The sequence below is a fragment of the Lacticaseibacillus suibinensis genome, assembly GCF_003946175.1.
Classification (GTDB): Bacteria; Bacillota; Bacilli; order Lactobacillales; family Lactobacillaceae; genus Lacticaseibacillus; species Lacticaseibacillus suibinensis.
In genome coordinates this window covers 45,484-65,953 of sequence record NZ_RHOK01000002.1, presented here as the reverse complement: position 1 = coordinate 65,953, position 20,470 = coordinate 45,484, and the positions used below count along the sequence as shown (strand labels likewise).

The 20,470-nt window shown below is 49.6% G+C and carries 20 protein-coding genes; 13 read left to right on the top strand and 7 right to left on the bottom strand.

Annotated features, from left to right (window positions below):
- The first annotated feature begins 14 nt into the window (after window positions 1–14).
- From EKM90_RS01350 to EKM90_RS01325, 6 genes are all read left to right on the top strand, one after another.
- Window positions 15–278, top strand: a complete 264-nt coding sequence (locus EKM90_RS01350; RefSeq protein ID WP_125579259.1) for an acylphosphatase — start codon at window positions 15–17, stop codon at window positions 276–278.
- A complete protein-coding gene (locus tag EKM90_RS01345) occupies window positions 278–1,426 on the top strand; it encodes an exo-beta-N-acetylmuramidase NamZ family protein (RefSeq protein WP_125579258.1) in 1,149 nt (382 codons plus the stop codon). The genes EKM90_RS01350 and EKM90_RS01345 overlap by 1 nt, the downstream gene beginning before the upstream one ends.
- Window positions 1,427–1,439: 13 nt before the next feature.
- Window positions 1,440–1,766 (top strand): hypothetical protein, encoded by a 327-nt coding sequence (locus EKM90_RS01340; RefSeq protein WP_125579257.1) that lies wholly within the window; start codon window positions 1,440–1,442, stop codon window positions 1,764–1,766.
- A gap of 71 nt (window positions 1,767–1,837) precedes the next feature.
- Window positions 1,838–2,698 (top strand): MurR/RpiR family transcriptional regulator, encoded by an 861-nt coding sequence (locus EKM90_RS01335; protein ID WP_125579256.1) that lies wholly within the window; start codon window positions 1,838–1,840, stop codon window positions 2,696–2,698.
- A 15-nt stretch (window positions 2,699–2,713) separates the two neighbouring features.
- On the top strand, window positions 2,714–3,880 hold the full coding sequence (locus tag EKM90_RS01330; protein WP_125579255.1) for a GNAT family N-acetyltransferase: 1,167 nt from the start codon (window positions 2,714–2,716) through the stop codon (window positions 3,878–3,880).
- A gap of 104 nt (window positions 3,881–3,984) precedes the next feature.
- Window positions 3,985–4,848 (top strand): GNAT family N-acetyltransferase, encoded by an 864-nt coding sequence (locus tag EKM90_RS01325; RefSeq protein WP_164507803.1) that lies wholly within the window; start codon window positions 3,985–3,987, stop codon window positions 4,846–4,848.
- A 77-nt stretch (window positions 4,849–4,925) separates the two neighbouring features.
- On the opposite strand, the gene EKM90_RS01320 is transcribed toward EKM90_RS01325, so the two are convergent.
- Window positions 4,926–5,690, bottom strand: coding sequence for a MurR/RpiR family transcriptional regulator (locus EKM90_RS01320; protein WP_164507802.1), 765 nt, complete (start codon window positions 5,688–5,690; stop codon window positions 4,926–4,928).
- A 94-nt stretch (window positions 5,691–5,784) separates the two neighbouring features.
- Window positions 5,785–7,113, bottom strand: a complete 1,329-nt coding sequence (locus EKM90_RS01315) for a PTS sugar transporter subunit IIC (protein WP_125579252.1) — start codon at window positions 7,111–7,113, stop codon at window positions 5,785–5,787.
- A gap of 137 nt (window positions 7,114–7,250) precedes the next feature.
- Here EKM90_RS01315 and EKM90_RS01310 point away from each other — a divergent pair, with 137 nt between their 5' ends.
- Entirely contained in the window at window positions 7,251–8,462 is a 1,212-nt protein-coding gene (locus EKM90_RS01310; RefSeq protein WP_125579251.1) for a neutral/alkaline non-lysosomal ceramidase N-terminal domain-containing protein, read from the top strand.
- Between the two features lie 64 nt (window positions 8,463–8,526).
- Here EKM90_RS01310 and EKM90_RS01305 read toward each other — a convergent pair whose 3' ends face one another.
- Genes EKM90_RS01305 through gtfA form a run of 3 tightly spaced genes read right to left on the bottom strand, consistent with a single transcriptional unit; the run spans window position 8,527 to window position 12,758 of the window.
- Window positions 8,527–9,972: a glycoside hydrolase family 1 protein gene (locus EKM90_RS01305; RefSeq protein ID WP_318530971.1), complete on the bottom strand. Its 1,446-nt coding sequence runs from the start codon at window positions 9,970–9,972 to the stop codon at window positions 8,527–8,529.
- Window position 9,973: 1 nt separating this feature from the next.
- Window positions 9,974–11,296, bottom strand: coding sequence for a PTS sugar transporter subunit IIC (locus tag EKM90_RS01300; protein WP_125579249.1), 1,323 nt, complete (start codon window positions 11,294–11,296; stop codon window positions 9,974–9,976).
- A 22-nt stretch (window positions 11,297–11,318) separates the two neighbouring features.
- Window positions 11,319–12,758 carry a sucrose phosphorylase gene (gtfA, locus tag EKM90_RS01295; RefSeq protein WP_125579248.1) on the bottom strand — a complete coding sequence of 480 codons (1,440 nt, stop codon included), beginning with the start codon at window positions 12,756–12,758 and terminating at the stop codon, window positions 11,319–11,321.
- Between the two features lie 178 nt (window positions 12,759–12,936).
- Between gtfA and EKM90_RS01290 the strand changes: the two genes are divergently transcribed.
- On the top strand, window positions 12,937–13,908 hold the full coding sequence (locus EKM90_RS01290) for a LacI family DNA-binding transcriptional regulator (RefSeq protein ID WP_125579247.1): 972 nt from the start codon (window positions 12,937–12,939) through the stop codon (window positions 13,906–13,908).
- 103 nt (window positions 13,909–14,011) lie between these two features.
- Here EKM90_RS01290 and EKM90_RS01285 read toward each other — a convergent pair whose 3' ends face one another.
- Window positions 14,012–15,499, bottom strand: a complete 1,488-nt coding sequence (locus tag EKM90_RS01285) for a glycoside hydrolase family 1 protein (protein WP_125579246.1) — start codon at window positions 15,497–15,499, stop codon at window positions 14,012–14,014.
- A 307-nt stretch (window positions 15,500–15,806) separates the two neighbouring features.
- Between EKM90_RS01285 and EKM90_RS01280 the strand changes: the two genes are divergently transcribed.
- The gene (locus tag EKM90_RS01280; protein WP_125579245.1) at window positions 15,807–17,228 is read left to right on the top strand and encodes a hypothetical protein; all 1,422 of its coding nucleotides are present in this window, start codon (window positions 15,807–15,809) and stop codon (window positions 17,226–17,228) included.
- A gap of 159 nt (window positions 17,229–17,387) precedes the next feature.
- Window positions 17,388–18,266 carry a proline iminopeptidase gene (gene pepI, locus EKM90_RS01275; RefSeq protein ID WP_125579244.1) on the top strand — a complete coding sequence of 293 codons (879 nt, stop codon included), beginning with the start codon at window positions 17,388–17,390 and terminating at the stop codon, window positions 18,264–18,266.
- Between the two features lie 191 nt (window positions 18,267–18,457).
- Here the strand turns inward: pepI and EKM90_RS01270 are convergent, their stop codons facing one another.
- The gene (locus tag EKM90_RS01270; protein WP_125579243.1) at window positions 18,458–19,075 is read right to left on the bottom strand and encodes a histidine phosphatase family protein; all 618 of its coding nucleotides are present in this window, start codon (window positions 19,073–19,075) and stop codon (window positions 18,458–18,460) included.
- A 76-nt stretch (window positions 19,076–19,151) separates the two neighbouring features.
- On the opposite strand from EKM90_RS01270, the gene EKM90_RS01265 reads away from it, so the two are divergent.
- From EKM90_RS01265 to EKM90_RS01255, 3 genes are read left to right on the top strand one after another with little or no spacing between them, the layout of a single operon-like run.
- Entirely contained in the window at window positions 19,152–19,853 is a 702-nt protein-coding gene (locus EKM90_RS01265; protein ID WP_125579242.1) for a DNA alkylation repair protein, read from the top strand.
- Window positions 19,854–19,857: 4 nt separating this feature from the next.
- Window positions 19,858–20,244, top strand: coding sequence for a hypothetical protein (locus tag EKM90_RS01260; RefSeq protein WP_125579241.1), 387 nt, complete (start codon window positions 19,858–19,860; stop codon window positions 20,242–20,244).
- A 10-nt stretch (window positions 20,245–20,254) separates the two neighbouring features.
- Entirely contained in the window at window positions 20,255–20,458 is a 204-nt protein-coding gene (locus EKM90_RS01255; protein WP_125579240.1) for a hypothetical protein, read from the top strand.
- The last annotated feature ends 12 nt before the right edge of the window (window positions 20,459–20,470 follow it).

The following is a 20,470-nucleotide window of genomic DNA, read 5'->3' as shown; positions in this document are numbered from 1 at the left end:
GGAGGTTTAGATCGATGCGTAAAAAATTAACGATTCACGGCAATCTTTCTGAGGGAGGCGTTAAGTATGTGGCACAACGCTATGCGATGCCATTAGGCTTAACGGGTGTCTCCTCAAGAGGGCCTGAGGGTACTATCGTGGTCGAAATTCAAGGCGATCAGAAGAAAATTGAGCAATTCAAGGCCAAAATGGCCAAGGGCAATCAGTTCTTTTCTGTGGAGCGCATCGATGAAGAAGATATGCCTGAAGTGGCGGAAAAAATGTTCAGGATCGGCTGATGACGATGGAGCTAGGCAACGAAGCCGTTGACGAATACGCGGCGTTACTTGCGGGCAAACGCGTTGGGTTAGTGACAAACTTCAGCGGGTTAACCGCGACGTTTAAGCCAACCTACCAGGTATTGAACGAAGTTAGCGCTGGTGTCACTAAGCTATTTACACCAGAACATGGACTTCACGGAATTGTCGGTGCAGGTGAAAGCGTTGAGAGCTACTTCGATAATGCACTTAACCTTGAAGTTGTCAGCCTTTACGGTAGCCATCGCGCACCTGCAGGGGATGATCTCACTGACATCGATGTGTTGGCCTTTGATATCCAAGACATCGGTGTCCGCTACTACACGTATATCTACACCTTGTTAGAGTCAATGCAAGCCGCAGCGCAGGCGAACATGGCAGTGTTGGTTTTTGACCGGCCTTTACCATTAGGGCGGCAGCGGCCGGTAGGACAAGCGATGAATCATGATTATTTCTCATTCGTGGGCTTGCTGCCCTTACCGAATCGCTATGAGCTAACCATTGGCGAGTTGGCGGCATGGATTAAAGATCACCTCACACCGCAGTTGCAATTAACCGTCGCAAGAATGCGGGGCTGGGATGCTAGTCGAAACTTGTTAGATAATGGTCTGCCGTGGGTTGCCCCTTCGCCTAATCTGGCCACTTTGGATGCGTTGCGGTTATATCCAGGACTGTGTTTACTGGAAGGCACGAATGTCTCTGAAGGTCGCGGCACGGTGAAACCGTTCGAACAATTTGGCGCTCCTTGGATTGATGCAAATCAACTGGCGAATTGCTTGACTGAAACTGCAGCGCAGGACGACCATCTTCGGTTTCAACCAGTCTGGTTTGAACCGCTAGCCTCCAAGCACGCACATGCGATTTGCCAAGGCGTGCAAGTGCACATCATGGATAATGCATTTAATCCGCTTACATTAGGGTATAATGTGTTGAAAGCCATGATGACACTTTGGCCAGATCGGTTCACCATGGATCTGGTGTCGCCTGCAATTGGTACGAAGCATCGGTTTATTGAATATTTAGCAGGCTGCCAGCTGCGAACAATTGCGGATGTTGACGCTGGCATTGAGTTGAGTGGGGAAACTGACCACAGATTCTGGCAGGAAAGCCGCGCTTATTACCGTTACTGAGAGGATGATACTGATGGGTTATGCGGTTATGATGTTTTTAGTACTGGCGGTGCTCTTCACCGCTGCGCTAGCGCTGGTGAGTTGGGTTTATCAAAGTGGCCACCGGATCTACGGGACGCTCGTTGGGTTTGCCAGCTTTATCTTGCTCATTGTGGGGCAGGCCATCACGAATAATCGAATTGCCCTGATTGCCTTTCAAGTCGTTTTCTTGTTTGGATGCATCGTCTTCTTCATGGCAGCGACTAGAAACTATAAACTCTTTATGGCGGGAGAAGGCAAAGGCTGGTTGGCCAATCGCGTGCGGAAGATGCAGGCCTTGAGCAAAAATCATCCGCATTAAAAAAACAAATCGGGGAAAAGTTTTGATAACAGGCTTATCAGAACTTTTTTCTTCTCTAAGGGGGAATCAAGATGAATTTTCAGAATCGAGTTCGTATCAGCCAAGATGATCTGACTGCCGCAGAGTCAAAGGTTGCGCAATATGTGTTAGAACACCCGGAAGAAACGGTTAACTATAGCGTCGATCAACTCGCAAAGCTGGCAGGCGCGAGTTCTGCGACAGTGGTCAGAATGGTGAAGAAACTTGATATTGATTCCTTCACGGCAATGAAAATTATGCTCTCGATGGACCTCGTTGAGGGTAAAGAGGATGACGAGAAGCAGCTTGATATCAAAGCCAATGAATCCTTTGGCTCGATTCGCGACAAGTTAGCTGAAAATGAGACCAAAAATATTGAGCAGACCAAGAGCTTACTGAAGCCAGATGACTGCAACAAAGCAGTGAACCGCCTCAAACAAACTAATACGCTTTATGTCTTTGGGGTCGGCGCGTCTTCTTTGGCGGCAGAAAATATTCGGCAAAAATGGGCCAGAATCGGCTTGCGCGTCGTAGTCGGCCGTGATGTCAATGTGTTTTTGACGGAGTTAAGCAACGCCACCAAAGACGATACGCTGTGGCTCGTTTCAAATTCAGGTGAGACGCCGGAAATCTTATACGTAGCGAATTATGCTAAAGAGAGTGGCTTGTTTTTGATTACCTTGACGATGTTCGGCCAGAACCACTTGGCTAAATTAGGTGATGTTTCACTGAAAACCATTAAACCGATGGAGCCAGATGTTCGTGTGGGGGCGACGAACTCGATTACAGGCCAGTTTTTCGTCATTGACGTCATTTTATATCTCTACTTCAGTCAGGACTTTGATCGCAGTTTTGCTGCCATTACCGCTTCTAAGCGCTTAGCTAAGAACTATAAGTCACAGTTTAAGAATTAAGGAGGGAGCGAAAACATGCAAGTTCGCGGCTTTCAAACCCAATCTGATGTTGATCAATCGATTGAACTTCGAAAATATGTTTTTCATTCACAATACACGGCGCAGAAGGCCAAGGACTACCGGTGCCTGCTCAACATGGGCCAAGGAATCGGGGCTTTTGACAATGATGAACTAAAAGGCCAATTGATTAATCTGCCTCTTACTGTGAATTTTTATGGCCAGTCGTTAAAAGCCGTGGGTATTAACCATGTTGGCGTCTACCCCGAAGCACGCGGACGTGGAATTGCCACCCAATTGGTCCGCCAAAGCTTAATGGAGGCACATCGGCTTGGGCAAGTCGTGGCGATATTGCAGCCATTTGCGCCTTCATTTTACCGGCAATTTGGGTACGAGCTGTATACGCAGCGTCTTCATTATGAAATACCTGTGGAACGCTATCCGAATTTTCCCATCGATCGCGTTTATACTGTAGCGAGGAAGCAACCGTCAGAATTGACAGGTGATCAAATTGATGCGATCCAAGCGCTGTACACGCAAGAGGTTCATCAAACTCACGGTATGCCATTTCGGGATGCCCCATGGTGGCAGCGGCAAGCGGCCCAGTATCCAGACTTGAATTATGCCCTGCTGTACCTTCACTCATCGGTGGTTGCTTATTTGAGCTATCGCAAGGTGGATACGACGATTGAAGTGGTTGATTTGATTGCCGCTGAAAATCATTGGCGGCAACAGTTGCTAGGCTTTCTTGCTGCCCACCAATCTAACGTGTTTAAAATCGTTGGGATGTCAACGACCGCCAAGGCGCTTAGTTTTGACTTCGATGATCCGCGAATTGAACAGCATATTTACCAGGACACGATGGCGAGAATTGTTGATATACCAGCCTTCTTTCAATTCTGGTTAAGTGCTTTTCCAATCCAACAGAGCATTCAGTTTAGTGTGAAAGACGAGTCCGCGCCTTGGAATTCTGGCACCTATACTTTGAGTGCTCAGGGGGTTGATTACACCACAGAAGTAACGCAGGAACTCGTCTCGCCGCAAACGTTGGCCGCGATTTTTCTAAGCTTTCTGACCACTGCCCAACTGGACAAGTTGTTCGACGCAACTCAGAATCGTTGCGTGCATGACCTGATTGCATTGACAGGTGGGAAGCAAATTGCACACTTTATCACTGAATTTTAGTGTCGTTTCAGCGGCTTCAGAAACGATTAGGGGAGGAAACAATGGCAATCGCAACTTTTTCGTCCCAGTATCTTGATGCCACGATTCGGGTCTGGAATCAAACCTTGGCGGCTGATCCAATCGATCTTGCCGGCTTCACGAACCGAATCTTACTGGATTCAAAGTTCGATGCGCAGCATTTTCTTTTAATGCTTGACGGCCGCCAGGTGGTCGGTTTTCTCTGGGCAACAGCTGACCAGGCAACACGGCAAGGGTGGCTGATCGCGATGGGCGTTTTGCCGCAAGCACAGCATCAAAGGCGGGGAGCGAGTCTGGTGACTCGTATTCAGCAGCTTTTTGTTGGTGAAGGTGTTCAGCAGATTACCCTCGCGGCGTACCCTGCAAGTTATCTCTTTCCAGGTGTGGATACAGCCGCCTACCCGAACGCGTTGCCATTCTTTCAGAAGTTAGGTTTTGTGAAGAGCGGTGATGCCGTGTCGATGCAGCGCACCTTAGTGAATTATCACCGGCCAGTCAATTTCGACCAAGTATTAAACCAAGTCGAAGCCTTGGGGATTAAAATTAGGCCATTCCAACTGAGTGATACCTATTCGTTGTTAATGTTGCTGAGCAAAGACTTTGCCCCAGATTGGCAAGTCAATGTGCGTCAGGCGATAAAAAGCGGCCTGGCGTCAAGGACCATCATCGTTGCGGTTAATCAATACGATGAAATTATTGGTTACTGTCAGCGGGCGATTGATGGTAGCACTGGTCGGTTTGGACCCTTTGGCGTCAGAAGCGATATGCGCCGGCAGCACCTAGGTTATGTCCTTTTTCATACCATGTTGGCCACAATGGTAAAGCAACATATCTATCACGTATACTTTTTGTGGACTGATGGAGACGCCCAAAGATTTTACACAAAGAATGGGATGCTCGTTTATCGAAGTTATTCGTTACTAAAACAGACGTTAACTGAGAAACCATGAATGCAAATAATCGGTCGGGAGTGCAAGAACCGGCCCCGTTAACACGTTGTTAACGAGGCCGGTTCTTTGTGCTGAGCTTATTCACTTGTCGCGTAGTAATACGAAATGACTTCAGCAAAACTGTACAAAATCGTCCGATTATCAATTTGATGCGGCGTGTTGTCGACTTCGGTGATATGCGTAGAAGGCAAGATAATGGTTTCCGGTGCTAATTTCAGTAATGGTGTTTCTTGATTCATCGTGATGAGAAAAACTGGGGTGTGTAGGCGCTTAGCCTTAGTGAGCAGTGCTTGATAAGAATGAACGGAAGCGGTGATGGAGAAAATAATCAGCAGGTCATCTTTGGTTAACGCATGCGTGAGGTAGTCGACCCGAATTTGGTCGGTGACTGGTTCAATGAATCGGTCCTCTGAATACATGGAATAAACTAGCTGCTCCGCTGAAAGCCCAGAGTTCCCAATCCCAATGGCTTTGACGCTGGCGTGGTCATGGATGGCCGCAACGAGGCGATTTAACGGTTGTTCCAGATCCATCTGCGCGAGAATTTGGAAGGTTTTGGTGTAGCCGGCCATGATGCGCTGAAGGCGCGTCGACTGTGCGGCTTCAGGCGCTGGCGCCGCCAGGAGCTTGGCAACATCGAGCTTGAATTCAGGATAGCCTTTGTAGCCCACCTTTTTAACAAATCGCTGAATGGAGGCGACCGAGACGTTGTATTGCTTGGCGGCCTCTTGAATCGAGCGTTCCGCAGACGCGGCAGGGTTGGCCAGGATGGCCTGGTAGACGCGGCGTTCAGTTTTGGTTAGCGTCGTGTAATAAATCCCAATGCGTTCCTCCAGGTCCATATCAAACCATCCTTCGTTTTTGATACTTACATAGTAGCACGAAAACGCCTGTTGCAACGTGCAAGCAGACGTTTCCTTAGTTTTCGAATTGAGCTTATTCGGCTGCGGGTTCCCCTTGCGCATCTTTGATTGAGAGCTGCCGATCATAAGCAATCATGAATGGTGCCACAATCACGAAATCAATCGCAAAAATCAGGAACCAGACAATCAGTGAATGCCAATCTAACGTTGAAATTAACGCATAGAGTGGTGCGGGCAAAGTCCACGGCACACTCATCGCGGTTTTACCCATAAACCCAAGTGTGGTGGCGAAGTAGGCAATTGGCATATCAATCAGCAAGCAGATGAAGCTGGGGATGAAGGTGAAGAGGTTCATGACCGTTGGAATCCCGAAGACTTGCGGTTCATTGATATTAAACAGCGTTGCGGGCCAAGCCAAGCGCGACAATGATTTGAGTTGTGGGGACTTGGCAAAGACTAACATGCTGATCAAAATAGCGATGTAAACTGCGGCTTCACCAAAGATAAAGGTAAAGTTCCCAACGAAGATGTTGGTCAGTGGCTTGTGCTGAGCGTATTCCTGCAGGTTTTCAACCAAGCCGGCGGTCCAGATTGGCGTCGTGACCGCTGAAATCATGTTGTCGCCATGAATCCCGAAGAACCAGAAGATCAGGGCAACTTCGACCAGAATCATCATGGAAATCAGTGACGCCCCAGCGTGCATCAATGGCTGGAAAATCGCGAAGATAAAGGTGCCGATGTTGGTGTTGAAGTGACCCAACAAGCCGTTGATCCCGCCGAAAATCAGGAGGTTGGCAATCAATGGTAGCAACACTTCGAATGGTGCGGCCACGGCTTGAGGGACTTGACTCGGCATCCGAATGGCAATCTTGTGATTGATGAGGAACCGGTTAATTTCAATGACGAGTAGCGCAATGATAATGGCGGCGAACATGGAATTAGAACCTAATAATGTCGTGTCGATTTGAAGCACTTTATTGACGGTCTTGGGCGCAGCAACGACGGCAAAGAACGTCATCAAAGCCACCAGGGAATTAGGAAAAGCCGCCATTTTATAGGACTTGGCGAGTTGATAGGAAACCCCTAAGACCACATAAACTGAGATAATCCCGATTGAGAGATTAAAGGGAACGGTCAAAATATCATAATTGCCTTGCGCCCAGTGCATCCAGGCCAAAAGAAAATTATTGAAGAAGTTGGTTGGCTTGACCAGGTCGGTGTTGACTGGCGGGTTCGCAATCATCAAAGCGATACCACCAATAATGGTAAAGGGCACCAAGTTGGTTAAACCATCACGCAACGCCGCAAGATGGCGCTGGTTGGAAATTCGATTGGCCACAGGCACAATCTTCGCTTCCATGAATTCTTGGAAATGATCGAAGAAGCGATTCATTCTTTTCATCACAATGCCTCCTAACGAAAAATGAAAACCATTACATCGTCAGTATAGCATCGTTGATACAAATATCAAGAAAAAGCTTATAAGTGATATTTTTCGTCAAAAGTGCTAAGCTGGGTTTAGGTTAAGGAGGCACGGCAATGCTTATTGGAACAGACAACCAGTTGATTGACCCGCAAATCGGGTGTGAAATGGAAGGCTACGAAAGCCGCCGCTCCACAGGACGACATGATCATTTGACCACATCGGTGTTTTATCTGGCGAATGGCGAGACGCGGCTACTTTTCATTGCCCTTGATATTGTGGCCGTACCGGGCTATCGCGCTGATCGCATTAAACGGCAAGTCACCGCCAAATGGCAGGTGCCGGCGGAGCAGGTAGTGATTGCGGCCATTCACACCCATTCAGGACCCACGGTAACGGATCTGTTGCTCGACTATCCGGACATCGATGAAACTTATTGGCGGCAGATTGATACGCAGACGTTGAAGGCCGTGGCCAATGCCATCCAGAATGCTCAGCCAGGGCGCTTGGCATTGCGGACCGCGACGGTTCCTGATGGCATCTATGCTAACCGGGATCGGGCGACGATGCCTTACAATCGCCAACTGGCACAACTGGTTGCATTAGATGAGGAAGATAAGCTGTTCGGGGCCTTGCTCCTGTTAGGGACGCATCCGACTATTATGAACGTCAAAAACACCCAGTTATCCGCCGATTTGGTCGGCGGGGTGCGGCAGGCCTATCAAAAACGCTTCGGCATTCGACCAGTGGTGATGTTAACGGATTGTGGGAACACCAGCACGCGCTACACGCGCCGCGAAAGCACCTTTGCTGAGGTCACGCAAAAAAGTGAGCAACTCGTCGCCGGTTTAATCACGGCTACGGATAAACCGGTTACGCTCGACCGCTTGAAATGCCAGCAGGTGACGTTGACCAGCGACTATAATCCGGTGACGAATCCTGACGCCCAGGTTTTGTGGACGAAAATAAACAATGAAACGCAAGCGGCGACGGGAGCCAGACAGGATGAGCTAAAAGGCTTCCTGAGTACCTATCAGCATATTCGTGACTTCGGCCATACCCATTTTGAGACTCATAGTACGATTTTGGATTGTGGGGAATTTCGCCTTGTGACTTATCCAGGCGAACTGGTGCACACGCTTGGCGCACGCATTCGGCATGCGGATGCAAAACCAACGCTGCTGGTGACCTTAGCCAATGACTATCGGGGTTATTCGGTGAACCAAGAGGATTTCGGCCAATACTTCGAGAGTTACAACAGTGTGCTGCTCCGCGGTGCGGCGGATGAGTTCGTGGCGCGGATTGTTGCGACGCAGAAAATAATGTAAAGCAAACGGCCCTTCCATCATGAAATGGAAGGGTCATTTTTTAGCTGGCTAGCCAGATTACTGGCTATAAATTCGCACCATTTGATTTGATCACATTTTGATACCAGTAGAAACTGTCTTTGGGGTAGCGGTTGTAAGTGCCAACGCCATAGTCGTCAGCATCAACGTAGACAAATCCGTAACGCTTTGACATATCCGATCCGGACATACTGACCAAATCAATGGCACTCCAAGCGGTGTAGCCTATTACCTGAACGCCTTCCTCAATTGCCGCTGCCACAGCTTTCAAATGAGCGCGTAGATATTCAATTCGGTAATTGTCGTGTATTTCATGCGTCGGTGTTAACACGTCGTTTGCGCCTAGCCCGTTTTCAACGATGAAAATAGGCACTTCAGACTGATCATAAAGATCTTTCAATCCCCACAACAAGCCCTGCGGATCAATTTCCCAACCCCATTCGGATTTCTTTAAGTGAGGATTACGAATGGCAGCTCTCAGGTTACCGCCTATATTCTCAGCCTTGTTGCTTGCACTCACGGTATAGCTCATGTAGTAACTGATTCCGATAAAATCGGCCGTGTGTGCGCTTAGATAAGCGGCGTCATCAGGCTGCATGAGTATTTTGACTTGGTGCTTTTGAAAGTAACGCTTCATGTAAGCTGGGTATCTGCCTCTAACTTGAACCGCTGCAAAGAAATTATTGAGCTCATTCTGGACTTGTGCTTCGAGTATGTCGGCAGGGTCATTAGTTTCTGGATAGACGACCATTTTGGCGATCATGCAACCGACTTTTGCAGTGGGGTCAATCTTCTGTACCAAAGCTTTAACATGGGCCGCGGCAAGAAATTGATGATGAGCCGCCTGATAGCCAACTTTGAGGATATCTGCGGTTTCGGCAAAAGCCCCACCGCCAGTATAAGGGGTCATTGGCACGCCGTTTATTTCATTGAACGTCAGCCAATATTTCACTTTGCCCTTAAAACGGGAGATTACGGTTTTGGCGTAGCGTGTGAAAAATGAAATCAAGCGGCGATCCTGCCATCCGTTATATTTGAGTGCCAGATTCAAAGGCATCTCATAGTGCGATAGGGTTACGACAGGTTCAATTCCGTACTCTAAGCATTCGTCAATCACTTGCTCGTAGAATTGCAGCCCTTTTTCGTTTGCATGTTCCTCGTCGCCTTGGGGAAAGACCCGTGACCAAGCAATGGAAAATCTGAAAGCTTTGAACCCCATCTCTGCCATCAACTTAATGTCTTCTTTGTAGTGATGATAGAAATCAGTCCCTCGCCGTTTAGGAAAATTCGACGTGGTATCGTCAGCATTCATCATGGCATCAGTGCGCGTGACTTCGAAGGGATGTGAATAGTGACGACGGACGTCTGGCTCAAATCTGGGAACGACGTCGGCGGTTGAGAGGCCTTTACCATCCAGCTCAAAAGCACCTTCTGATTGATTGGCAGAAGAAGCGCCACCCCAGAGAAAATTCTTTGGAAATGTACTCAAAATTCTATTCTCCTTCAGTGGCAGCCGAGTTCTCAACGCTGACGCTCGTGCTGTCTTCTTGTTCTTTTTGAAGTGCCCGGACATCTAGAACATGCAAGAATGGATAGTATATAGCAGTACTCAGTGCGATTTCAATCGCCTGCCATACTGCCCCGCGCCAGCCGGACACAAGAAAGCCTGAGATGATGGCAGGAGTTGTCCAAGGAATGTTAACTCCACTTGCTGGTGGCACGATACCTGTAGCCATGACAAAGTAGGTTAGTACGGTCATCAGGAGAGGTGTGATGATGAACGGGATGATCAGAATAGGGTTCAAGATAATTGGAAAACCAAAGATAATGGGCTCACTGATGTTAAACAGCGCAGGCACGAACGCGACACGACTGATAGCTTTGTATTGCCGTGACTTCATAAAGAAGAACCCAGCAATGGCCAAGCCGATGGTTGTCCCTGAACCGCCGATGGAGATGAATAGGGCCCCAAACTGGTATTGGATGATGTTTGGTAGAGCAGCGCCAATCGAGAAGGCATGAGCATTTTGTGCCATGAGGGTCATCCGGATGGGATCCATGACGGACCCCACGACATTGCCCCCATGAATACCAATTGACCAAAGTACACTTTCGAACAACTGCGCAACTAACTGAGCAGGTAACGTGCTGCCCAAAGCGAGTAACGGAATTTGAAGAATCTTGTAAATAAAGCTCTGTGCTGAGCCATAGTCAGTAAATTGAAAGCTGAGCCGAACGACGTAGGCCAACAAAATAACAATTAGGCCAGGGATTAAGGATGAAAAGGATTCAGCGACATTGAGTGGCACTGAATCAGGCATCTTGATGGTCCAACCTTTAGCGGCAACCAAACGATATACCTCAATTGCACCAATCACCGTTACCATGGCAAGAAAGAGTCCAGCAGAGCCCAAGCTGGACTTTGGAATTCCTAGAAGGCCGGCTTTAGTAGTTAAATCGGGTGTAACCACTAAGTAAGTCGCCAAAGAGATTGTGATGGATGCAATGGCGTTAATCTTGTAATAATCACCCAAAGACTTCGCCATCCCAATGATAACGAACAGGGTCATAATATCAAAAGTACTCTCGAAGGGAATGCTGAAATATTGAGCCCAGTTTTTCCCCAAAACAGAAACCATGAAGTTTGTATATGGTGCCCAAGGAATATTTTCAAAAAGTAGAAAAACTGATCCAATAATCAGTAGTGGCATCGAGGCTAAAAAGCCAGACTTGATTGCAGTTAGATAGCGATTTGTGTCGAGCTTTCGAGCAAAAGGTATTAGCTTCTCTTGAAGCTTATTAGTTAAACTATCCAAAATATTCACCTCAATTAATTAGTCAAAGATTGACTGCCAAGCCATCGATATAGATTTGAAATTGGCGCGTTGTGCTATTGATTTCCAGCTTGGCGTTGTGTTCTGAAGAAGCAGATTCACGAATAAGGACAAATCCATCCTGTGTATTATGAGAAACAAGCCTACCATCAAGATCGAAAGCACGGCTCGAGTTACGGATGCGGAGCAAGTGAAGCAGCTTTGCGACAACGGGTAGTTTGACTGCGTTAGCAATTTCGCTTTCGTCATAATAATGGCGGTTGATATTGCGTCCCTCTTTTGTTTTTTCCAATAAGTCCAAGTCATTCTTTCCGGCTAGCAACCCAACATAATAAATCTGAGGGATGCCAGGGGCAAATATCTGGATGGCACGGGCCAATAAATACCAATCCGCTCTCTCCCCAACGGCCGAGAAATAGGTAGTGTTAATTTGGTACACATCCAGGTTTTGATATTCAGGTCCGGAGTATACCCTTTTTTCATTGCTGCCATTTTCATAAAGTTGATGTGTCGTAAAATCGAGTTGCTCGGCGGAAAGAAGTCCTTGGACATCTACCACGCCCAAACCATCATGGGTATCGAGGGTGGTAAATTGTTTCATTGGACTCGCTTGCAGCCACCTCAGGAGGGGGTGGCTGTCTTTAGAATACAGAAAATACAGGATTAACATCGGTAGGGCGAAATCGTAAGTGAAGTATCCGTGCTGACTAACTTTACGGTTTAAAGAATAGTGCTCATGGATTTCAGGTAGTACCTCAAGTTGATGCTCCTTAGCCTTTCCGGTAATCTGCTCCAGCAGTTGCCAAATATCAGGTTCTACAAAGAAATCGGTTGAGTTCAATCTTTTTACTGCATATGCAAAAGCGTCCAAGCGAACGAAATTGATTTGATGTTGAGCAAAAGTGGCCATTGCTGTTGTGAAGAGTGACTGTGCCTTGATATTCTTAACGTCAAGGTCAATTTGTTCCTCACTGAAGGTATTCCAGACTTTTGAAATTGTGCCATCCGCGAAGCGAACTTCTTGGTATGGCGCTTTGTCCTTGCGCTTGTATATCAGATCAATATCTGCTTGTGTTGGCCGACCTGCTGGCCAGAAATGATCCCAGTTCAGAAACATGCCAGCATAGTCTGATTGATCGTGGCGCTTAATGTAATCCTGAAATTCTGTGGATTGCTTGGAGAGGTGATTAATCATAATGTCGGCCATCAGATAATAATTTGTGGCTAGTTCATCAATATCTTGCCAGTCGCCGAGCTTGGGATCCACGGTGGTGTAATTCAAGGGAGAGAAGCCTCGGTCTCCAGAAGAAGGGAAAAAGGGCAAAATATGGATTCCACCGATGGCCCCAGAAAAATAGGTGTTTAGAATTTGATTGAGTTGATGCAGATTTTTACCCATGCTATCGCCATAGGTAATTAACATCACTTTGTTTGGTACGGTCATAGAGCCACTCCTCATCATAGTGTTACTGCTTGCAAGCGTCTTAATCATAGAAAGAGCTTACAAAAATGGCAATCGGTTACATGTTGTTACATATTTTTTGTGATAGTCCCTTGATTTTTCAGGCCAAAATGGGATGATTGTAGCGGATTTGATACATCTATGGGAGGCTTGATTCCGAATGGCAGTGACAATACGTGATGTGGCTCGTGAGGCAGAGGTGTCAGTGGCGACCGTTTCTCGAGTGATAAACAATAAAGGCTACTTGAGTCCTGAGGCAATTAGCAAAGTGAAAGAGGCGATGAGAAGATTAAATTATCAACCGAACACTGCCGCCAGAAGCCTTCAAGGCAAACCTTCGAACACGATTGGGGTCATCTTGCCCTCCTTAGACAATCCGCTTTATTCAGAGTTATTTGAAAGGCTTGAAGATGAACTTAGTACTAGACATTTTCAAACGCTCTTATGTACCAGCAAGAACAACTCAACGAAAGAGGAAGAGTACTTCAAGCTTCTGAAAAGCAATCAGGTCGATGGCATCATCACTGGCTCGCATTCGGATTTTATGATTGCTCACGGTAATGCCAATTATCCGATTGTGTCTTTTGACCGTCAGATTTCCAAAGAGATTCCGACTGTTAAAAGTGACAACCTGGCTGGCGGCAAGGCAATTGCAAGAAAAATCATCGCCCAGGGGGCAAAGAATGTGTTGATTCTTTCCGGCAGTAAGGAAGACTTTTACCCTATCAATGATCGCGTGACGGGGATGCTTTCTATCTTTAATCAATCTGGGACCGAAGTGACAACGTCTTCTCTCGAGTTTGAGAGCTCTTTGGCATTAAAGAAGATGTTGGTGGGGCAGTTGATTGTCAGCCGAGAATATGACGCCATTTGTTGTACGGATGATGTCACCGCAATCTTGGTCAAGACGTGTGCGGATGCCATGGATTATCGGCCAGTGATCACTGGATACGATGGATCCACCTTTGTTCGTACATTTTTCCCGACATTGTTGACTGTGCAACAACCTTTGAAGGAAATGGCTGAGTTGATGGTGGAACTGGTGATTGAGCGTATCAAGTCACCCAAAACGAAGCTGAAATCTAACTACACCTTTCCCGTCAAAACGAGTCGCGTTCAACGAAATGCTTAAAACTAATATTCCGTTTAGTTACTGATTTGTATGTGATTCAAATCAAACTTCAACGACAAAAAGCGTCCGCTCAAAAGAACGGACGCTCGCTTCAGTAGAATGCTTAGTTACTCAGATCCTCGCCATTATTGGCAATGACTTTCTTGTACCAGTAGAACGAGTCCTTCGGGTACCGGTTCAAGGTGCCTTCGCCTTTGTCATCGCGGTCGACATAGACGAAGCCATACCGCTTGCGCATTTCACCGGTCCCAGCAGAGACCAGGTCGATGCAGCCCCACATGGTGTAGCCCATCAGGTCGACACCATCGATGGTGACAGCGTCGCGCATGGAGGCGATGTTTTGCTGCAGGTATTCGATGCGGTAATCATCGTGGATCTTGTGGTCGGCGGTGATTTTATCGGCCCAGCCAATGCCGTTTTCGACAATCCAAAGGGGCTTGTGGTAACGGTCGTAGAGGTTGTTTAGCGCGATGCGCAAGATCTGCGGATCGGTGGCCCAGCCCCAGGCGTTGGTCTTCAGGTAAGGGTTCTTGACGCCGGTGACAAAATTGCCGCCGTCTTTGCCATCAACGTCATGGGTGGTGACGGTGCTGGAGCCATAACACGAGAAGCTCAAGAAATCGGCTGGGTAGTGCGCCAAAAGCTCGTAATCTTCTGGGTTATCATCCAGCTTGATGCCGTCGCGTTCATACTTTTTGATGCGGTAAGCTGGGTAATGGCCGCCGGTTTGCACGTCGGCGTAGAAGTAAGTATTTTGCATATCGACTTGGGCCTTGAGCTGGTCGTTCGGATCGGCGGTCAAGGCGTAAAGAGGACCATAGGCCAACATCTGGCCGACTTGCACGCTGGGGTCGATTTTATGGGCGGCCCGCACGGTGAGGGCGCTGGCGACGAACTGGTTATGGGCGCCTTGGGCTTTGGTTTGCTCGGTGGCGTTGATGATGCCGCCGCCCATGTAGCCGCTCATTTCGATCATGTTAATTTCGTTGAAGGTGAGGTAGTAGTGCACCTTGCCTTTGTAGCGCTTGATGACGGTGGTGGCATACTTCACGAACAGGTCGATCAGCTTGCGGTCGGCCCAGCCGTTGTACTTGATCGCCAGGTGCAGCGGGGTTTCATAGTGGGACAAGGTCACTAGGGGCTCGATGTTGTATTTTTTGCATTCATCGAAGACGTTATCGTAGAACTGCAGGCCTTCCTCATTTGGCTGCGCGTCGTCCCCATTCGGGAAGATGCGGGCCCAGTTCATGCTCAGACGGAAGACCTTGAAGCCCATTTCGCCCATCAGCTTGATGTCTTCTTGGTAGTGGTGATAGAAGTCGGTGGCGGTATGGCTTGGGTAGTATTCGCCATCTAAGACTGCGGGTTCGGTACCTTCTGGGACTTGGCGGTTGCTGGCGCCAAAGCCAAAGGGCGTCGAGCCGGTTTCGCCGGTGGTGGGATTCTTCCAGGTGACGCGGCGCGGCTGGTCCACGGCGCCATTAGTCATGACGTCCGCGGTGCTCAGGCCTTTGCCACCTTCAAGGTAGCCACCTTCATATTGGTTGGCGGCTGTGGCGCCGCCCCAGAGAAAATTATCGTCAAATGCCATGGGAAAACTCCTTTCATCGTGCGTTTTTAGTCAAGTATTGTCGCTCGCTTCAGGCTGATCGCTAGGACAAAAGGCCCGAGTAGGCGGCTGACTTTTTCATTATAGCGCAAAGCATACGCTTCTCGTAAGCGGATACAATTCGAATAGGCTTATAGCATAATCTGGCCAGCACTTATTATTGCAACCAGTCAAAGGCAAAATCATTATTAACATTATTTAATTGCCGCTTTTATACACAAAAGCCCACTCTTTTTCACTCAACGGTATGGTTTAATAAAACCTGAACCTAGATTGGGAGGAAGTAACCATGAAATTGAACAAGGGCAAAACCTGGTGGGTAGCAGGTGGTAGTCTGCTGGTCGTCATTTTAATCATCATCGGGGTGTTTTGGTTCCGCGGCCATCAGCGCCAAGCCGACGCCGATGCCCAAGTGACCAAGGCACTGAAGCAAGGCCAGCAGCTAGACGGCAAAATTGCCAAGCACTGGGCGCAAAAGAACGTTTATGTGACCGCCAGCACGACTAATCAAGCGGTGACGGCCCTGAACAAAACGGCTGTGAAGCTGACCCAAACCGTCGATACATACAGAGATGAAGCGCCGCAAGCAGTGGCCAAAAAAATCACGCAATTCGACGCTGCGGCCACTAAGCGCACCCAGGCATTGAAGCGATTAACTCGAGCCGCCAAAGCGACGATTGCCGTCAATGCCTTGACGAAGCCACAAGCCTTGAAAGGCAAAACTGTGAACGATGAGGCTTTGATCAAAGCTAGTGCCACAGCGGCCAAAGTCAAAAAGGCCACGAAACTGGTGGCTGCCAGCAACAAGACTTTGAAGCAGACCTTAACGTCCATTTTGACGACTTGCACCGCCCAGCTGAAAGAACGGGAGGCACTGGCCGCCGCCACCGCCAAAGTGGCAACGGCTGGCAAGCTCAAGGCTGGCGTTGCCCTGGAGGCGTTAACCGCTTATCAAGCCTTCATCAAAGGGATGACCTATCCCAAGCTGGCTGCAGGCCAGGCTGATTTAACCGCTGCGGTGGCAAAGGCCATTGCCAATACCAACATCAAGGGCATCTCGCTGACGGAGTTGCAGCGGCGCATTTTCTACATTTACTCGGATGGCAAGGCGGCGGATGCGGCCTACATCGAAACCAACGATGGCCTCAGTGCATTTAAAGGTGACCACTATCAGGCGTCAGTCTGGGGCATTTACCTTTCCGGGTACGGCCTGTCGACCCGGGAGCTGGCTGACTTTGACGTGGCGGCCAATGGTGATTACACGTTGAAGCATGGCTTCGATACGATTAAACAAGGCAATGTACTCAAGGATGTCTCCGCCGCCCAGCTCAAAACGGTGCGGGCTGATGTTACCAAAGGCATCGAGCCGAAGAAGCGCGCCTTGACGGCGATTTTTCCCAGCGCCAAGGCGTTCTACGACTGGGCGCTGACTCAGGTGACGGCGCCAGACGCGGCGCCAGATGAACTTAAGAGCAATGTGTCTGCTGAGTTTAGTTCAGTGGATTCGGATGACTTGTTCACCGTGGATGCCCAGTATGATGTGTCCTTTAACTACAGCAATGGCCCAGACGGTGATCCGTCGATTGGCCACTTTGGCCGGATTATTTTGGCTAAGGATGGTACGGTTTATAGCGGCTTGCCTGGCGGCGTGCTAGGACAGGATACGAGCTTGACCATGGCCATCATGCAGAAACAGTACGGCGATCAATAAGTTTTGCCGGAGCGCCTGATTGCCCGGTTGGCGGGCTGGTTGTCCGCCCCGCTGGAACAACGCCGGCTGAGTGGGTGCCAGCGCCACCGCCTGCGGTTTTTGCGTGGCTCCGGTGCCAGGCCTATAATGAAAACCATCAACCAAAAAGAAGGCCATTAAATGAAAATTGAAGAAGGCTACATGCCGTTTCACGGCTACCAGACCTATTACCGCATTGTCGGCGAACGCAAGCCAGGTAAGGCGCCACTGCTGCTCATCCACGGCGGGCCCGGGTCGTCGCATAACTATTTTGAATTGATGGACGACTATGCCAAAACCGGCCGCCAGCTGATTATGTATGATCAGGTCGGCTGCGGGAAATCGTCGCTCCCAGAAGACGAAAGCGTCTATGTCCGTGAAACCTGGCGCGAAGAGCTGGTGGCGCTGCGCGAATACTTGCACTTAGATGAAGTCCACATGCTGGGCCAGTCTTGGGGCGGAATGCTGGAGATGTACTATCTCACCACCCTTGACCCCAAGGGCATCAAGTCGGTGATGATTGATGGCTCGCCGTCGTCCATTAAGTTGTGGATTGCCGAGCAGCATCGCCTGATCAGCTATCTCAGCTATGAGGACCGGACGGCGATTGCCGAAGCCGAGCGCACCGGCGATTTCACCAACCCAAAGTACTTGGCGGCCAATGACCGCTACATGGAGCGGTACTGCTGGGATGATCCAGATGAGAACTCCCCAGAACCGCTGCGCCGGCCAACAAACGGCAAACGGGCCAGCTTGATTGCTGAAGGCCCGAATGAATTCACCGAAAATGGCACGATTTCCGACTTTGAAGTCACCGCTGACCTGCACAAGATCCATGTGCCGGTGTTGGTGACCAACGGCACGGATGATTTGTGCACGCCGCTGATTGCCAAAACCGTGTATGACCATATCCCCGGCGCCAAGTGGCATTTGTTCGCCAACAGTCGGCATTTGGCCTTGCTTGACCAGCATGATGAGTTTATCTCGGTGCTCGACCAGTGGCTCAACGCTAACGATTAACCCCAAAACGCGACCGAGCCATAATTTAGAGTCACGATCGCATCACGACTATTCCAGTACAGTACGCGCCAAAATGCGACGCCCTGGCCGGATAAGCCAAACGGCCTGCAAAACCGGCTAAGTTCGCCGGTTTTACAGGTCGTTTGGCTTATCCTCTGGGCTAAAACCGCATTTTGTCTCAGCCGCGCTTTTTAGAAACCGGTGCGATTGTAATACCACAAGTACCGCTGGCCGGCCTCAGTTTGCGTGATTTTGGTCACACTCGTATTTTCAGGTTCAGGCAGGCTCATCGGGTCCTTGGGCTGCAGTACGGCCAGCGCCGCGGCTTTCACCGTGAAGCCGTGGGTGACCACAATGACTTGCTGGTCAGGCCGCCCGGTGGCCACTGCGGTCATGAATTGCGCCATGCGCGCCACCACAGCGGCAAAAGGTTCACTGCCTGGGGCAACTTCGCTGTAGGCCGGGAGGACATCATGCAGGGTGTGGTCGTATAAGGCGGGGTATTGCCGCTCCAGTGTATGATTGTTTTGGCCGTCCCATGCGCCATAAGAAATCTCCAGGAGCCGTCGATCTTCAAGCACCGGCAATTGGGCCGCGGCATTCAAAATGGCCGCCGTTTCCCGGGTGCGTTGCAGCGGACTAACGTAAAGCACATCGGCAAAGGCGATAGGAAACGCAGCGGCTAATCGGGCTGCCTGCTGCCGGCCGGTCTGCGTCAGGTGGGTGCAATCATCATCAATGATGCCTTGTTTAATGAATTGGGTATTCGCCCAGGTTTGCCCGTGGCGAATCAAATAAAAAGTAGTCATAGCCGCCTCCGCAAAATAGTCTGCTTGTATTATCGCACACCGGTATACTAAGGTTAACGAAGAAAGATGGTGCAAGATGACGTTAGCTTTTACTTTGGTGGGGACGCCGCAAAATGCCGCCCCGATGGCCGCCTACATGAAAAATCGCTTTGCTTTTCTCGGTGTTAAAACGCCGGCGCGGACGGCGCAAGCAGCGCCACTGCTGAAGCAAAGCATAACGATGCCTTGGCCTGAGGTGGTCGCGTGGATCCATGAACTCTATGCGCGGCCAGAGCGCGAATATCAGTATGTGGCAATTGCCTTGGCTCAGCGTAATGTCAAGCGGCTGAACTTGACTGAACTGCAGGCGCTGAAGCCATTGGTGACGCAAAAGGCTTGGTGGGACAGCGTCGATGCCTGGCGTAAGGTGTACGGCACGTTTGTCGATCGCCAGCCTAGCGCTAAGCGGACGGTGTTTGACTGGTTTGAATCAAGCGCTGATTTCTGGGATCGGCGCGTGGCAATCACGCTGCAATTGATGAGCAAAACCGCCACTGACCGCGAGTTGCTGACTGCCGCCATTGCCCGAGACCGTGAGACTGATGAATTCTTCATCCAAAAAGCGATTGGTTGGGCCCTGCGGCAGTATAGTAAAACGGACTCGGCGTGGGTGGCGGCATTTATTGCGGATAATCAGCTGAGCGCCTTGGCGACGCGGGAAGCGGCCAAGTATTTAACCACAGCCGGCTTGCCTTCCACGCGTAAATTACCGATACTAAAGACAATTGATAGGGAGTGATGATGTGAGTCTGAAAAAGTGGAATACCATTTTTGTGATTGCGGTGCCGGTGGGGGCATTTGCGATTTTCTGGCTAATTCGGCTGGTGTTTGGGGCGCATGTGCGGCTGGTGGCCTGGGTGGCCTTGTTTGCTTGGCTGATTGGGTCGCAGTGGTGGCAAAGTCGCACTTTGGGCGTCCGCACGCAGGCCCTCAAGGATATGTGGGGCTTGGCGGACCAGCGGCAGTTGACCGCTGAAGATTTGCATCAGCTGGCGCCGCAGTATTCAACCGCCCAACTGAAGCAAACGGCTGGCCAGCGGCCGCAGTTCTTGCCGCGGCCACAAGTGGTGGCGCAAATCACCGCCGCCTTAAAGCAAAAGCCGGCAGTCAAGAAGCACCACCGTAAGTAGGAGGCAGCTGATGAAACCAGACCGAAAAACCAAACGCATCATCGCAACGAAAGTCAAATGGGCTTACTGGTTGGGACTAGGGGCCGCCGTGTTGTTTTTGGTGGCGGCGGTGGTCGCTTGGTTTCAGCACCACGGCTTTTATGCCATCCTGTTTGCCTGTTTCGCCGTGGCAGAATTTTTGATTCAGTACCGCTTCATGCGGGCTGAGCGTTGAATGGAGTCGGCA

Excerpts from the sequence above, each read along its gene's own strand:
- EKM90_RS01350 (WP_125579259.1), top strand. The coding sequence starts at position 15 with ATGCGTAAAAAATTAACGATTCACGGCAATCTTTCTGAGGGAGGCGTT.
- EKM90_RS01345 (WP_125579258.1), top strand. The coding sequence starts at position 278 with ATGACGATGGAGCTAGGCAACGAAGCCGTTGACGAATACGCGGCGTTA.
- EKM90_RS01340 (WP_125579257.1), top strand. The coding sequence starts at position 1,440 with ATGGGTTATGCGGTTATGATGTTTTTAGTACTGGCGGTGCTCTTCACC.
- EKM90_RS01335 (WP_125579256.1), top strand. The coding sequence starts at position 1,838 with ATGAATTTTCAGAATCGAGTTCGTATCAGCCAAGATGATCTGACTGCC.
- EKM90_RS01330 (WP_125579255.1), top strand. The coding sequence starts at position 2,714 with ATGCAAGTTCGCGGCTTTCAAACCCAATCTGATGTTGATCAATCGATT.
- EKM90_RS01320 (WP_164507802.1), bottom strand. The coding sequence starts at position 5,690 with ATGGACCTGGAGGAACGCATTGGGATTTATTACACGACGCTAACCAAA.
- EKM90_RS01315 (WP_125579252.1), bottom strand. The coding sequence starts at position 7,113 with ATGAAAAGAATGAATCGCTTCTTCGATCATTTCCAAGAATTCATGGAA.
- EKM90_RS01310 (WP_125579251.1), top strand. The coding sequence starts at position 7,251 with ATGCTTATTGGAACAGACAACCAGTTGATTGACCCGCAAATCGGGTGT.
- gtfA (WP_125579248.1), bottom strand. The coding sequence starts at position 12,758 with ATGACCGTACCAAACAAAGTGATGTTAATTACCTATGGCGATAGCATG.
- EKM90_RS01290 (WP_125579247.1), top strand. The coding sequence starts at position 12,937 with ATGGCAGTGACAATACGTGATGTGGCTCGTGAGGCAGAGGTGTCAGTG.
- EKM90_RS01285 (WP_125579246.1), bottom strand. The coding sequence starts at position 15,499 with ATGGCATTTGACGATAATTTTCTCTGGGGCGGCGCCACAGCCGCCAAC.
- EKM90_RS01280 (WP_125579245.1), top strand. The coding sequence starts at position 15,807 with ATGAAATTGAACAAGGGCAAAACCTGGTGGGTAGCAGGTGGTAGTCTG.
- pepI (WP_125579244.1), top strand. The coding sequence starts at position 17,388 with ATGAAAATTGAAGAAGGCTACATGCCGTTTCACGGCTACCAGACCTAT.
- EKM90_RS01270 (WP_125579243.1), bottom strand. The coding sequence starts at position 19,075 with ATGACTACTTTTTATTTGATTCGCCACGGGCAAACCTGGGCGAATACC.
- EKM90_RS01265 (WP_125579242.1), top strand. The coding sequence starts at position 19,152 with ATGACGTTAGCTTTTACTTTGGTGGGGACGCCGCAAAATGCCGCCCCG.
- EKM90_RS01255 (WP_125579240.1), top strand. The coding sequence starts at position 20,255 with ATGAAACCAGACCGAAAAACCAAACGCATCATCGCAACGAAAGTCAAA.